The organism is Streptomyces sp. NPDC006923, assembly GCF_040635655.1.
GTDB lineage: Bacteria > Actinomycetota > Actinomycetes > Streptomycetales > Streptomycetaceae > Streptomyces.
Genome location: NZ_JBEYIF010000017.1, coordinates 75,152 through 88,200 on the forward strand (window position 1 = coordinate 75,152; position 13,049 = coordinate 88,200).

General features: G+C 70.8%; 13 protein-coding genes. 6 read left to right on the forward strand and 7 right to left on the reverse strand.

The window, feature by feature from the left end:
* Window positions 1-10: 10 nt before the first annotated feature.
* Window positions 11-970 carry a LysR substrate-binding domain-containing protein gene (locus tag ABZ707_RS27565; protein ID WP_360179986.1) on the forward strand — a complete coding sequence of 320 codons (960 nt, stop codon included), beginning with the start codon at window positions 11-13 and terminating at the stop codon, window positions 968-970.
* Here ABZ707_RS27565 and ABZ707_RS27570 read toward each other — a convergent pair.
* The 3 genes from ABZ707_RS27570 to ABZ707_RS27580 form a co-directional block, all read right to left on the reverse strand.
* Window positions 940-3,111 carry an EAL domain-containing protein gene (locus ABZ707_RS27570; RefSeq protein ID WP_360179988.1) on the reverse strand — a complete coding sequence of 724 codons (2,172 nt, stop codon included), beginning with the start codon at window positions 3,109-3,111 and terminating at the stop codon, window positions 940-942. The two genes, ABZ707_RS27565 and ABZ707_RS27570, sit on opposite strands and share 31 nt — an antisense overlap.
* Window positions 3,108-3,920, reverse strand: a complete 813-nt coding sequence (locus tag ABZ707_RS27575; protein WP_360179989.1) for an SAM-dependent methyltransferase — start codon at window positions 3,918-3,920, stop codon at window positions 3,108-3,110. The genes ABZ707_RS27570 and ABZ707_RS27575 overlap by 4 nt, the downstream gene beginning before the upstream one ends.
* A 208-nt stretch (window positions 3,921-4,128) precedes the next feature.
* A complete protein-coding gene (locus ABZ707_RS27580; RefSeq protein ID WP_360179991.1) occupies window positions 4,129-5,076 on the reverse strand; it encodes an SCO0930 family lipoprotein in 948 nt (315 codons plus the stop codon).
* Window positions 5,077-5,906: 830 nt separating this feature from the next.
* On the opposite strand from ABZ707_RS27580, the gene ABZ707_RS27585 reads away from it, so the two are divergent.
* Entirely contained in the window at window positions 5,907-6,671 is a 765-nt protein-coding gene (locus ABZ707_RS27585; protein WP_360179993.1) for a hypothetical protein, read from the forward strand.
* Between the two features lie 249 nt (window positions 6,672-6,920).
* Window positions 6,921-7,529 carry a hypothetical protein gene (locus tag ABZ707_RS27590; protein WP_360179995.1) on the forward strand — a complete coding sequence of 203 codons (609 nt, stop codon included), beginning with the start codon at window positions 6,921-6,923 and terminating at the stop codon, window positions 7,527-7,529.
* Between the two features lie 145 nt (window positions 7,530-7,674).
* Here ABZ707_RS27590 and ABZ707_RS27595 read toward each other — a convergent pair whose 3' ends face one another.
* Window positions 7,675-8,160, reverse strand: a complete 486-nt coding sequence (locus ABZ707_RS27595) for a hypothetical protein (RefSeq protein WP_360179997.1) — start codon at window positions 8,158-8,160, stop codon at window positions 7,675-7,677.
* Window positions 8,161-8,472: 312 nt separating this feature from the next.
* Here ABZ707_RS27595 and ABZ707_RS27600 point away from each other — a divergent pair, with 312 nt between their 5' ends.
* Window positions 8,473-9,132, forward strand: coding sequence for a class F sortase (locus ABZ707_RS27600; protein WP_360179998.1), 660 nt, complete (start codon window positions 8,473-8,475; stop codon window positions 9,130-9,132).
* Window positions 9,133-9,157: 25 nt separating this feature from the next.
* Here the strand turns inward: ABZ707_RS27600 and ABZ707_RS27605 are convergent, their stop codons facing one another.
* Window positions 9,158-10,006, reverse strand: coding sequence for a polysaccharide deacetylase family protein (locus tag ABZ707_RS27605; RefSeq protein ID WP_360180000.1), 849 nt, complete (start codon window positions 10,004-10,006; stop codon window positions 9,158-9,160).
* A 319-nt stretch (window positions 10,007-10,325) separates the two neighbouring features.
* Between ABZ707_RS27605 and ABZ707_RS27610 the strand changes: the two genes are divergently transcribed.
* Window positions 10,326-10,784, forward strand: a complete 459-nt coding sequence (locus ABZ707_RS27610; RefSeq protein WP_360180002.1) for a universal stress protein — start codon at window positions 10,326-10,328, stop codon at window positions 10,782-10,784.
* A 64-nt stretch (window positions 10,785-10,848) separates the two neighbouring features.
* Here the strand turns inward: ABZ707_RS27610 and ABZ707_RS27615 are convergent, their stop codons facing one another.
* Window positions 10,849-12,027 (reverse strand): CapA family protein, encoded by a 1,179-nt coding sequence (locus tag ABZ707_RS27615; protein WP_360180004.1) that lies wholly within the window; start codon window positions 12,025-12,027, stop codon window positions 10,849-10,851.
* Window positions 12,028-12,292: 265 nt separating this feature from the next.
* Between ABZ707_RS27615 and ABZ707_RS27620 the strand changes: the two genes are divergently transcribed.
* On the forward strand, window positions 12,293-12,871 hold the full coding sequence (locus ABZ707_RS27620; RefSeq protein WP_360180006.1) for a sigma-70 family RNA polymerase sigma factor: 579 nt from the start codon (window positions 12,293-12,295) through the stop codon (window positions 12,869-12,871).
* On the opposite strand, the gene ABZ707_RS27625 is transcribed toward ABZ707_RS27620, so the two are convergent.
* Window positions 12,808-13,032 carry a zf-HC2 domain-containing protein gene (locus tag ABZ707_RS27625; protein WP_360180008.1) on the reverse strand — a complete coding sequence of 75 codons (225 nt, stop codon included), beginning with the start codon at window positions 13,030-13,032 and terminating at the stop codon, window positions 12,808-12,810. The two genes, ABZ707_RS27620 and ABZ707_RS27625, sit on opposite strands and share 64 nt — an antisense overlap.
* Window positions 13,033-13,049 lie beyond the last annotated feature (17 nt).

Sequence of the window (13,049 nt, forward strand, 5' to 3'; positions counted from 1 at the left end):
TCATGGTGGTATGCAGTTCCAGCAGCTTCTCTACTTTGTGGCCGTCGCCGAGACCAGACACTTCACTCGCGCCGCCGAGCAGGTCCATGTCTCGCAGCCCTCGCTGTCCCAGCAGATCAGGGCGCTGGAGAGGGAGCTGGGAGCCGAGCTGTTCCGCCGCGCGCGCGGCAATGTCGCCCTCACCGACGCCGGTGAGGCGCTCCTTCCCCTCGCCCGGCGCATCCTCGCCGACACCGAGACCGCCCGGCACGAGGTGCAGGAGCTGGTCCAGCTACGGCGCGGCCGGGTCAGACTGGGCGCGCCGCCGAGCCTGTGCACGGGTCTGCTGCCCGAGGTGCTGCGGGCCTTCCACGATCTGCATCCGGGCATCGAGCTGCTGATCGAGGAGAGCGGCTCGCACGATCTCGTCCGGGCGCTGGCACGCGGCGCGCTGGATCTCGCACTGGTGGTGCTGCCACTGCCGACGCCGTCGCCCGCGCTGACCACCGTCGAGCTGCTGCACGAGGATCTCGTCGTGGTCTCCTCGGCCGCCGCCGCGGCCCCCCGGCGGCCGGTCAGGATCGCGGATCTCCAGGGCCAGCCGCTGGTGATGTTCCGGCACGGCTACGACCTGCGCGAGCTGACCGTGGCCGCCTGCCGGGCCGAGGGGTTCGAGCCGTCGTTCACCGTGGAGGGCGGCGAGATGGACGCCGTCCTCGGTTTCGTACGGGCCGGTCTCGGGGTGGCGGTCGTGCCGAGCATGGTGGCCGCGCGGGCGCGCGATCTACGGGTCACGGCCCTGGCGAGGCCGGGACTGAGCCGTACGATCGCGCTCGCCCACCGCAGCGATGTCGCCCCGCCGCGTGCCGCCCGCGAACTGCAGAAGGTGCTGCTGGCGACCCGGGCCGCGGCCGGAACGGAGGGACCCGCGCCGGACCGGCCGGCGGCCGGGCCGGCGGCTCAGACCGCGTCCGCGAGCGACAGGGTGTGAAGCCGCTCGGGCGGCCCCGGCCTCGCGTAGTACCAGCCCTGCGCGGTGTCACAGCCGATCCTGCGCAGATGCTCCGCCTGCGCCCCGGTCTCGACGCCCTCCACCGTCACGGCCAGCTCCAGGCTGTGCGCCAGCGAGACGATCCCCTCGACGATCTTCAGATCCACCGGGTCAGCCGGGTGCTGCTGCATGCCCTGGGTGAACGACCGGTCCAGTTTCAGCACACTCACCGGCAGCCTGCGGAGATTGGCCAGATTCGAATAACCCGTGCCGAAGTCGTCGAGCGCTATGTCCACGCCCATCTCGGCGAGCTGGCGCAGCGGTTTGAGCAGATCCTCGTCGGCGCCGATCAGCGCCGACTCGGTGACCTCCAGGCAGAGCGCGGCCGGCGGCAGACCCACCCTGTCGAGCACCTCCACGGTGTCGGCGACCAGCCCCGGATGGTGCAGTTGCGTGGGGGACAGATTCACATTGATCCGCAGCGGCGGACCGGCCGACCCCTCGGGCAGTTGCTGCTGCCAGAACCGGGCCTGCCGTACGGACTGTTCCAGCACCCAGCGGCCGAGCGGCACGATCAGCCCGGTGTGTTCGGCGAGCGCGATGAACCGGTCGGGGCCGAGTATGCCGTGCTGCGGATGGGACCAGCGGACCAGCGCCTCCGCGCCGTGCACGGTGCCGTCCTCGAGATGGACCAGCGGCTGGTACTCGATGAAGAACTCGCCGCGCTCCAGCGCCGCGGGCAGCGCCGTGGTCAGTCCGTGCCGGGTGATGGCGCGGGCGTCGGCCTCCGGGTCGGCCACCTCGTAGCGGTTGCCGCCCGCCGCCTTGGCCCGGTACATCGTGATGTCCGCGCTGCGCAGCACCTCCGCGGCGCTGCGCTCGGCGACCGGACCCTCCACGATGCCGATGCTGCCGCGCACCGTGAACTCGCGGCCCTCGATACGGATGGGGGTGGCCAGGGTGCCGAGGATCCGGGAGGCCAGGTCGGTCACACCGCGCTGGGTGTCGGGGCCGGTGGTGAGCGCCACGAACTCGTCGCCGCCCAGCCTGGCCACCATCTCGCCCGGTGCCGTCGCACAGCTCTGGAGCCGGTCCGCGACCTCGACCAGCAGCCGGTCCCCCGACGAGTGGCCGAGGCTGTCGTTGATGGCCTTGAAGCCGTCGAGGTCCAGATAGCAGAGTCCGAAGCGGGCGCCGTCGCCCGCCGCGAGGGTCTTCTCCAGACGCTCGAAGAACAGCGTCCTGTTGGGGAGTCCGGTCAGGGCGTCATGGGTCGCCTCGTACCGCAGCCGCAGATTGAGCAGCCGCCGCTCGGTGGTGTCCTCCATCAGCGCGAGCTGGTACTGGGGGGCGCCCTCGGCGTCGCGCAGCAGTGAGACCGTGAGATTGGTCCAGAGCACGGTGCCGTCGTTGCGGTAGAACGGCTTCTCGATACGGAAGTGTTCGCGCTCGCCGCGCACCAGTTCGCCGTACATCCGCCAGACCTGGGGCACGTCTTCGGGGTGCACCCACTCGCTCACATTCCGGCTGCGGACATGGTGTTCGAGCCCGCCGAACATCTGCGTGAGGGTGTCGTTGACCTCCAGGACATTGCCGTCGAGATCGGCGATGCCGATGCCGATCGCCGCGCCCTCGAACACTGCGCTGAAGCGGGCCTCCGTGGCGTGCAGCGCGTCCTCGGCGTCGTTGCGCGCCGCGAGCGCGGAGCGTGCGATGGCCTCCTGCTCGGCAAGGGTGCGCTCGCGCAGCGCCTGGGCGAAGCCGGCGGCCAGCGAGTGCTGGAGGCGGGCGCAGCGGGCTCTGCCGTCCTCGGCGGACAGCTCCTCGGCGCCGCAGTAGAGCACCAGATAGGAGTCGACCACACCGAGCGTACGGCCGAGGGCCTCGGGGTCGGTGCAGTGCGCGGCCACCAGGGCGGCCCCGACGCGTTGTGCGGGCGCCGTGTCGAAGTGGCGCGCGTGCAGCGCCTCGTTCAACTCCCGCGCCAGCGGCAGCAGATGCGTTTCGAACTCGGGACGCGTCAGGGACGTGGCCGTGGCCGGGAAGATCGCCCGGCTCCAGATCGTCACGAACCGCCTGAGTCTGTCCTCCAGGCCGTCCGGGTCCGCCGCGGAGCCCGTTGTCTGCGACGGCACCATCACGCTTTGCGTCCCACTCCGGCGAAGCCCGAGAAGGCGTAGGGGTCTTCCTGTTCCGCCGGGCAGTCGGGCCGCCACTCCGCCATGGCCACCAGACCGGGCTCGACCATCTCGAAGCCGTCGAAGAACCGGGCGGTCTGTTCGCGGGTGCGCATCACCAGCGGGTTGCGGATGTTGCGGTAGACCCCGACGGCGCCGCCGGCCTGCTCCTTCGAGAGCGGGATGCCGTCGTACGAGGCATGCGTGAGGATCACCAGGCTGCCCGGCGCGAGCGCGTCACGCAGCTCGGCCACCGCGCGGTACGGCTCGTCCTGGTCCTCCAGGAAGTGCAGCACGGCGACGAGCAGCAGCGCCACGGGCCGGTCCAGGTCCAGCAGCCGGGCCGCCTCCGGACTGTTCAGGATCTGCTCGGGCTTACGGAGGTCCGCGCTGACGACACCGGCGTTCTCCCGGCCCGCGAGCACCGCCTGGCTGTGCGCGACGGCGACCGGGTCGTGGTCCACATAAAGCACCCGGGCACCGGGGACGGCGGCCCCGGCGACTTCATGGACATTTCCGAAGGTGGGAATGCCGGAGCCGATGTCGAGGAACTGGCTGATGCCTTCACTCAGCGCGAATTCCACCGCGCGGCGCAGGAACGCGCGGTTCGCCTTCATGATCTTGGGAAGCCCCGGCATGAACTCCATTGCCTGGCGGGCCGCTTCCCTGTCCACCTCGAAATTGTGCGAACCGCCCAGATAGTAGTCGTAAATGCGGGAAACGCTCGGCACCGATATGTCGATGCCCTGCGGGGCCCAGGCGGGTCGCTCCATCGATGTCTCCAACAAGTCGCCACGGGGGTGCGGCCATGTACCAGGCCGGTTGTTCGAGCCGAGGCTACTGATCGACCGCCAAGAGGGCGAGCCCAAACGGAAATTAGCGGTCCGTTCTTGGTCACACGCCGGCGGCACGTGCGCCCGGCACACCGTCACGTGGAGGGGCGTGACGGCGTGCCGGCGGGCCGCGAGCGTGGTGTGAAGACTACTTCGGCGCACCCACCAACTTGGCATTCGGAGAAACCGCGAACCAGGTGCCGCCAACGTCCTGACCATTGGTGTCGCCCGGCTTTGTGTCGCCGCTGAAGGTGTAGATGGGCCAGCAGTCGACGCTCTGCTGCTTGATTCCGTCGGGCCTGTCGAAGGTCACGAAGCCCTTCTTGATGATCCCTTCGGTGTCATTTTTGTCGACGGGGGCGACAACCGGCCACTTCTCAAGGCAAGCGCCGGTGCAGGCCGACTTCATCGGCCAGGCGGAGTCCTTCTTGAACCGGTAGACCGTCATTCCGCGCGAATCCACCACGATGTCGCCGAGCTTGGGGTCCTTGCGGACCGACAGCCCCGGCAGGTCTCCGGCGGTCACCTCGGTCGCGGAGGCCGGGGCCGCCTTCTTCCCGTCGGGGGCCGCGGCGAACCAGGTGCCGCCCACGCCCTGGCCGTTGGCGTCACCGGGGCTGGTGTCCTTGGCGTACCGGTACATCGGCCAGCCGGCGATGGTGAGCTGCTTGGTGCCGTCACTCCGGGTGACCTCGCCGAGGAGTGCGGGGTCGGTGCCGGGCGCCGCCTCGGCGTCGTCCGCGGAGACGATGGGCCAGGCGGTGGCGCACTCACCCGCGCAGTTCGACGTGGGCGGGTTCGCCGTGTCCTTGTCGAAACGGTAGAGCGTGAAGCCCTCACTGTCCGTGACGACTTCGCCGAGCTTCTTGCTGTCCCACACGGCGAGTTGACCGGCCGGCTTGGCCGCCGCGGCGTCCGTACCGGAGCCGTAACCGCTGTCGGCGCCGTAGCCGCCGTCGGCCGGCTGGGCGGCCGGTGCGGCCGCGCCGACCGACTGGCCGTTGGTATTGGTGCCCTGCTCCTGACCGCACGCCGTCGTCAGGGACAGCACGGCCACCGCGGTGACCGCGAGCGAGGCGTTCCGCCAGGTGTTCATGTCCACTCCTGCTGTTCATGGGGCTGGTTGAGGCGCCGGGGTGCGCTGCTCATGGCCCTAAGTACGGGCCGGGGGCGGCATTGTGTTCAACGCGGCTGAAAAAAATTCCCGCGCCCAAACCTGCGGTCGCCAAATTCCGCCCATCAGAGGGAATTTGAATGATTTCTGGCGTGCCAACGCCAGAGGAAGAACAAGCTCCTGCCCGTGTACGGATCGCTCGTCGGACGGCTGTTGGCAGCCGCCGCACTCATCTCTCTGTCGGCCGCCGCCGCGCCCGCCCGGGCCGACAGCTGCGCCTACGCGTCGCTCGGCCCCGGCGGTTCGGCATGGGCGGTGGCGGGCATCGGCGACTGCCCGCCACCACCACCGCCACCGCCGCCACCGCCGATCCCCACCCCGCCGCCTCCGCCGGAGCCGCCACCTCCAACACCTCCACCACCACCTCCACCGCCGCCGCCATCACCCGAGCCACCGCCATTACCCGAGCCACCGGCGCCGCCCGAGCCACCACCGCCGCCGTCCGCCGAGCCCGACCCGCCGCCACCGCCGCGTGTCGCCCCCGAGCCGCCTCCGGCGCCTCGCCCGCCGCCACCGCCCGCCCCCGCCGTCAGGCCCTCGCCGACTCCGACCCCGACGCCGACCAGGCCGTCACCGACCCCGACCGTCCGGCCCACGCCGTCCGCCGTCGCCCTGCCCGCCTATCGCAGGGCGCCGCGTCAGCAGCCCCGGGGCGGCCCGTCCCCCGTCCTGCTGATGCTGGTGATCACGGCCCCGGCCGTGCTCGCCGTAGCCGTGCTGCGCCCCCGCTCCCGCTGATCCACGGAGACTCCATGTCGGAATGGCTCGTTCTGAGCATCGCGATGGCCGCCGCCTGCATCGTCGTCCTGACCATCGTCGTCATCAACAACCGCCGTGTCGGGGAGGACGACGACCCCACCGAGACCCCCGATGTCATGGACTACATGACGATGATGATCGGGGTGATCTACGCGATCGTGCTGGGCCTGGCGATCGCCGGCGTCTGGGAGGCCCGCGGCTCGGCCCAGGAATCCGTACGCCAGGAGGCCCAGGCCCTGCACGAGATCCAGCAGCGGGTCCAGGTGTATCCCGCCGATGTCCGTGAGCGGATCCGCGACGACGTCGACGCCTATGTGTCGTATGTCGTCGACACCGAGTGGCCGCACATGTCCGAGCACGAGACCCTCAGCGCCAAGGGCACCGAGCTGTTCGACGAGCTCCGCCGCGAGGTGACCCAGTACGCGCCCCGGACGGATCTGGAGGGCCAGGCGTATCAGCCGCTCCTCGACCAGGTGGCGGTCGCCGACGACGCCAGGGGCGCCCGAGGGGAGAGCGCGGGAGCCACCATGCCCGGGGTCGTCTGGTTCGGCCTCATCATCGGCGCGGTGGTCACGGTGGGACTGATCTTCGTCCTGCAGATCCGCCGTACGTTCCGCGAACTGCTGCTGGCGGGGCTCTTCAGTGTCCTGATCGCCTTCCTCCTCTTCCTCATCTGGGACTTCGACGCCCCGTACGGCCGCGGCATCTCCGCGACGGCGGGCCCCTTCCTGAATCTGTTCCCGCAGATCGACTCGTGAGGATCCCGGGGGCCGGCCCTGCCGCGTGAGCGGCAGGGCCTTCACATGCCTCCGGGGCCTGGGAGTCCACCGCGGCGTGGGCGGGTGGGCGGGTGGGCGTCCGCCAGTCGGGCGACACCCCTGCCCCATTCGCCCGCCACCGATCGCGGATGTGGTAAAGCGCTTCTAATGTTTCCGGCACGAGGTGCATTCCCTGCCATGTGCGGACAAAGGCTCCGCAACTGCTCCTCGGGGACCGGAGGACTGACCATGCGCGCGATACGTGTCGCATCCGCCGCTCTGCTGGGAGTGGCCGCACTCGCAACGACCGCACCCGACTCCGCGGCCACGGTCAACGCCAGCACGACCCCGTTCGGCTACACCGTCTCCCCCACCACGGTCATGGCCGGGGGCAAGGTGACCCTGGCCGTCACCAAGTGCAGTACGCCCGCCATCGCCACCTCCGGTGTCTTCGACACCGTCATCATTCCGTCCGGCAGGACCGCCGCAGCCACCGTCGACTGGGACGCCAAACCCGGTGCGAAGTACCAGGTGACCTTCACCTGCAATGGTGTGTCGGGCACGACCAACCTCAGCATCGCGAGGACCACCCGTGCTCCGGTCGCCACGCCCAGCACGACGGCCAACGGGACCGCCGTCCCCGCCCCGGCCGGGACGACCACGGCCGCCGACCCCGCCGCGGCCGTGCCCGCGGTCGGCGCCGCCACCGTCCCACCCGGCGGCGTCCAGGGCGGGATCGGCGGCAGCGCCGGAGAGATGAACACGACCGAGATCGCCGCCGGCACCGCCCTGGTGCTGATGGCCGCCGTCGGCACCGTCTTCGTCGTACGCCGCCGTGTGTACGGCCGCCGGCACTGACCCCCGCCGTACGGCCGGGCAGCCGCCCACCCGGCCGTACGGCACACGACACGCCCGTCGCCCCAAGTCCGCTGTCAGGACTCGGGGTGACGGGTGGTCGGGGCGTTTCCACGCCCCCGGAGGGCCGACCGGGAGGTTCGGCCGGTCAGACCCTCGCACCACTCAGCCGGCGACGGCGGGCGACAAACAGCGAACCGCCGACGGCCGCCGAGGCGACCAGTGCGGAGCCGATCGCCATCTCCGTCGAACTGGGACCGACCGATCCGCCGAGACCGCCCAGCGCGCCCAGTCCGGCGAGCACCTCGAACTGGTGGGTCACCACGCGGTTGTCGTCGTTGCACCGGACGGCCAGGTTGTAGCGGCCGGGGGTGGCGTTGTCGCGGATCCGGGCCGTGGCCCTGGAGAGCCCGGTCGAATTCACCGACAGATCCGCCCTCGGAAAGGCGTTGGACGTGACGGTGCCCCCGCGGGCGCAGCCCTGGGCCGTGATCTCGATCGTGCCGCCCTGGTGGACCGAGAACGGGTTGACGGTGACATTGGACGGGCCGCTGTTGGCGCCGGCTGACGGAGCGGCGAGCGCCAGGGCCGCGCAGGCGGTCGCGGACACCGCGAGAGCGCGTGAAGCACGCATCGTTGAACCTCCAGAGGAAGGCGCCCCAAAGCGGTGCTCCGGGAGATTCGACGAGTACGCCCTCCATCACGAACCCTCACCGGGATGATCATTCTCCGCACTTCGGCACTGGTCCACCCCGGTGAGGCGACACGCCGTTCGGAGGCGCTCACGTCCGGTGGAGCCGCAGGTCACGGACCGTCAGAAATTTTTATATGCCGATTACTCGGATGGACCATCGCCACCGGGCGCCACCACCCATTCGCACTCCAGTGATCGCCGCCACGGCACGGTGCGCTTAGCGTGCCAGCAGGCGCCCACGAAGGGAGAACCATGGGCCCGTACCACGGCGGCCCGGAGTCGAGGAAACGCTCCCCCTGGGGCATTCTGGCTCTCGTCATGCTCACCGGCCTCGCGATGATGCGGAACGGGGTGGACGTACCGCTGGGACCGCCGCAGCCCGCTTCGGCGGCGGCGCTGGACGGCCGGCCCGATCCGGCGGCGATCGCCACGGATGTCGCGATCGTCAAACCGCTGCCCTACGCCCCGATGGCCCGCTTGCGGATTCCCGCGATCAAGGTCGACGCCCCGGTGGTGGACGTGGGGCTGGACCAGGACGGCTGGATCGCGGCTCCGCCGCCGCAGGACCCCAATCTGGCCGGCTGGTACCAGAACGGCGTCGCGCCCGGCCAGCGGGGCACGTCGGTGGTGGTCGGCCATGTCGACAACCACGCGGGCCCGGCCGTCTTCTACGGGCTCGGTTCGCTGCAGAAGGGACAGCACGTCGAAGTGACCCGCTACGACAACCGGGTCGCGGTGTTCGAGGTCTACGGGGTCGAGGTCTTCGCCAAGAACGACTTCCCCGGCGCCCGCGTCTACGGCGACACCGGCCACGCCGAGCTGCGGGTGATCACCTGTGGCGGTGGTTACTCGAAGGCGAACGGTTACGACGGCAATGTGGTCGTCTTCGCCCGGATGGTCAGCACCCACTGACCATCCGGGCCGACGGCCGTACGGCTCATCGGTACGGCACGGCGATGCGGTAGCCCTCGTCCAGCAGCCAGGGCAGATAGCGGCGCAAGGCCGCCACGCTCTGCGAGCGGTTGCCGCCCGCGTCGTGCGACAGGACGACGACCCCCGGCCCCGCGCCGTCCAGGATCCCGCTGACGATCTTGTCGGTGCCGGGGGCCGTCCAGTCCAGGCTGTCGACGGTCCAGGCCAGCGGCTCCATCCCCAGCTTGGCGCCGATCTCGAAGAGGTGCCGGTTCCAGGCGCCGTAGGGCGCGCGGTACCAGAGCGGTGGCGTACCGACCGCCTTCTCGATCTCGTCACTGGTCCGGACGAGCTGCGAGCGGATCCCGGACGGAGGAAGGCTCGGCATCAGCGGGTGCGACCAGGTGTGATTGCAGACGAGATGCCCGTCGTCGGCGATCTCGCGCGTCAGGTCCGGGTATTCCTCGACCATCTCGCCGCAGACGAAGAACATCGCGCGCACGTCGTACTGCCGCAGTGTGCGCAGGATGTCCGGGGTGTAGCGGGGGTCGGGTCCGTCGTCGAAGGTCAGCACCATGGAACGGCCCAGTTCCGGCAGTTCCAGGAGGGGCTCCTTGCGTACCTGGAGCGCGGGCCTGCTGTAACGGGGCGCGCCCCCCTCCATCATGGGTTGCAGCCGGTACGAGGAGGGTTTGAGCGGCGCGCTCGCCTTCGGTCCCGCCGCCTTCGGCCCCGCTGTCGGGAGGGGGGTCGCCGGCCGGCCGGGCGCCTCCGCGTGTCCCGCGGTCAGCATCCGCGTGGTGACAGCGACGCCCAGACAAGCGGCAATCCGCAAGACGGCACGGCGCCCCGGAATCATCTGATCCTTTTTCATGACCAATGGCTCGCACGGCGGATGGTCCGTGCCGCTCAGCAACACCGGTTATCCGGGTGAAAGCACCCGATGGGACCAGCAGTTGCGGCTCCCGGCCCCGGTTGACGGGCGGCAGTCTCTCACGAATGGCCGATGGCCGAACGCCGCCGGCCGACGGGGGCGGTGGGGCCGTGGGGCCCAGCGAACGGGACGCGCCGTCGCGTGGGTCACCGGGGTCCCACGACATACCGGCCCGCTCCCCCACCACTCCGGCACTCGTGATCAGCGCGCGGGAGCACCGCCGACGGAGCGCTCACCCGGAGCGGATAGCCTGCCTGCCGTGACTGAGCAGCCAACCAAATTCGAACGCGGCACCGACGGCCCCAAGGTGATCGTCGCCGGCGTGGACGGATCGCAGTCCTCGTTCCGCGCGGCCGCGTACGCCGCCGGTCTCGCCCGGCGGCAGAACGCGCTGCTCGCCCTCGTCTATGTGCAGCCCGTGCTGGCGTCGGGCGCCGTCCTCGGCGCCCCGGTCGCGGAGACGACCGGGGCGATCGCCGAGGGGCTGATCGAGGAGATCCGCTCGGCCACCGAGCAGGCCAGAGGGGTCTGGGACGTCCGCTGGGAGTTCCACACGTTCCACGGCGATCCGTACAGCGGACTGGTCACCGCGGCCGACGAACTCAAGGCGGACGCCGTGGTCGTCGGCGCCTCGGAGTCGGCGGGTCACCGGATCGTCGGCTCGGTGGCGGTCCGGCTGGTGAAGGCCGGCCGCTGGCCGGTGACGGTCGTCCCGTAGGGCGCTCGGAGCGCCCGGGAGTGCTCGCGGTCCTCGCACGGGCCCCGGGCGCCGGGGAAGGCCGTCAGCGGCCCATCGTGAGGCCGTCGGCGGCGGCGCCCCGGTCCAGGACCGCCTCGCTGATCTCCGACTGGACCTCGCGGTAGTCGTCCCGGTCGGGCGACTCACGGACGGCCCGCGGCAGATTGACCACACGTCCGGCGTCGAGGTCCATCATCTGCGGGATGAACTCCGCCTTCCTCACCTGCCAGCGCTGCCCCTTCGCGGCCGGCGGCGCGAAGGTGAACCGCCCGATCGAGCCGTAGTTGCCCCGCGGGTCGAAGGCGCCCGAGTCGTTGAACATCGTGCCGGCGATCTGGTCGCCCATGCCGTAGATGATCCAGGTGCCGTTGACCTTCTCGTACGGCTGCGGGACATGAGCATGGGTGCCCAGGATCAGATCGATGTCGGGACGGCCGCCGGTACGGGAGGCGGTGAGCTTCTTGCCGAGGCCGATCTGGTCCTCGTCGGGGTCGGTCTCCCACTCGGTGCCCCAGTGCAGGCTGACCACGACGACATCCGCGCCGGCCCGCCGGGCGGCCCGGGCATCGGCGACGATCTTCCGCTCATTGATGAGACCGACCGCCCAGGGCTGTCCGTCGGGCATCGGGAACCCGTTGGTGCCATAGGTGTAGGCGAGCTGGGCGATCTTGGCGCCGCCCGCCGTCAGCAGGGCCGGGCGGGCCGCCTCGGCGGCCGACCGGGCCGAGCCCGCGTGCTTGACGCCCGCCTTGTCGAAGGCGTCGAGGGTACGGCGTACACCGTCGGCGCCGTCGTCGAGCGCGTGGTTCGAGGCGGTGGAACACGCGTCGTAGCCAGTGGCGCGGAGCCCCTGGGCGATCTCGGGCGGTGAGGTGAAGGCCGGATAGCCCGTGTAGGGCTCACCGTCGGCGGCGTAGACGGTCTCCATGTGACAGATCGCCACATCGGCGCCGGACACCACCGGCTTCACATCGGCGAGCATCGGCCCGAAGTCGTGGCCTTCGCCGTCCGCGTCCTCGTTCGCCTGGCTGATGACGGAGTCGTGCGGCAGGACATCGCCCGAGGCGACGAGTGTGAAGCCGCGCTGCGCCGCCGGCCCGCCGGCCCCGGCGGAGCCGTGGTGCGACGGCCGGCCGGAGGTGTCCTGCCCGCCGCAGGCTGCCGCGGTTCCGAGGAGCAGCGCCGCAGCGGCCACCGCTCCCTGTCGCATGCGCTTTGTCATCGGCCAGGCTCCGTTTTCCGGGGACATCAATGCAATGAATCCATATAGTCCGATAAGCGGATGTCAAGGAACTCGCTTGACAAAACGCCCGAATCAACCCGAACGCCTCCGCCGGGACCGTTCACCGCACCGCTCGCCGCAGTGAGCGACCGCTCGTCGCACACCTCTGTGCGCCGCCTGTCCCCGGGCGGCGTGATGCGTTCGGATACGCCAGGCGGCGACGACTTCCGCGCGACAGCGACCACGCCGAGAAAGGGCGTTCACGATGACCACCGCCACGGCCACGGGGACCGCCGACGAGCGGGCGCTGACGGAGCTTCAGCGCGACCACGGCCCCGCCCTGCTGCACTTCCTGCTGGGCCTGACCTACGGCGACCGGCAGCGCGCCGAGGATCTGCTCCAGGAGACCCTGGTACGGGCCTGGCAGCACCCCGAGGCGTTCGACGGGCCCTTCGAATCCATGCGGCCCTGGCTCTTCACGGTCGGCCGCCGGCTGGCGATCGACGCCCGCAGGTCCCGGCTGGCACGGCCTCCGGAGGTCAGCGATGTCATCCTCGCCGCCACGCCCGACCCGGAGGACCACACCGAGAACACGGTCGCGGCGCTCGACATACGGACGGCGGTGAAGGCCCTGAGCCGCGAACACCGGGCGGTCCTCGTCCAGATCTACTTCCGCGGGCTGAGCGTGCGCGAGACGGCGCAGGTGCTGGGGATTCCGCCCGGCACCGTCAAGTCGCGTTCGTACTACGCCCTGCGCGCTCTGGGCCGCTCACTGCCCGGCTACAGCAGGTCGTCCTCGTCGAAGAGCGCGAGCAGCGACGACGCGTCCGCCACCTCCAGATAGGCGGCGCCGCACGCGTCGCAGCGGCCGAGATGATCCGCCACCCGCCGGTCCTCCTCGGGCGCGAGCGCTCCCAGCACATAGGCGCCGAGGAAAGAGCGCACATGCGGGCCGGAATCACCCGCTCCGCCACCCGCCGCGTCCCCCTCGGCCCCACCCGTCACAATCCGCTCCTCTCCGC

Coding starts and splice junctions, on each gene's coding strand:
- ABZ707_RS27615 (WP_360180004.1), bottom strand. CDS start 12,027: ATGACAAAGCGCATGCGACAGGGAGCGGTGGCCGCTGCGGCGCTGCTC.
- ABZ707_RS27595 (WP_360179997.1), bottom strand. CDS start 8,160: ATGCGTGCTTCACGCGCTCTCGCGGTGTCCGCGACCGCCTGCGCGGCC.
- ABZ707_RS27580 (WP_360179991.1), bottom strand. CDS start 5,076: ATGAACACCTGGCGGAACGCCTCGCTCGCGGTCACCGCGGTGGCCGTG.
- ABZ707_RS27590 (WP_360179995.1), top strand. CDS start 6,921: ATGCGCGCGATACGTGTCGCATCCGCCGCTCTGCTGGGAGTGGCCGCA.
- ABZ707_RS27585 (WP_360179993.1), top strand. CDS start 5,907: ATGTCGGAATGGCTCGTTCTGAGCATCGCGATGGCCGCCGCCTGCATC.
- ABZ707_RS27605 (WP_360180000.1), bottom strand. CDS start 10,006: ATGAAAAAGGATCAGATGATTCCGGGGCGCCGTGCCGTCTTGCGGATT.
- ABZ707_RS27565 (WP_360179986.1), top strand. CDS start 11: ATGCAGTTCCAGCAGCTTCTCTACTTTGTGGCCGTCGCCGAGACCAGA.
- ABZ707_RS27600 (WP_360179998.1), top strand. CDS start 8,473: ATGGGCCCGTACCACGGCGGCCCGGAGTCGAGGAAACGCTCCCCCTGG.
- ABZ707_RS27575 (WP_360179989.1), bottom strand. CDS start 3,920: ATGGAGCGACCCGCCTGGGCCCCGCAGGGCATCGACATATCGGTGCCG.
- ABZ707_RS27620 (WP_360180006.1), top strand. CDS start 12,293: ATGACCACCGCCACGGCCACGGGGACCGCCGACGAGCGGGCGCTGACG.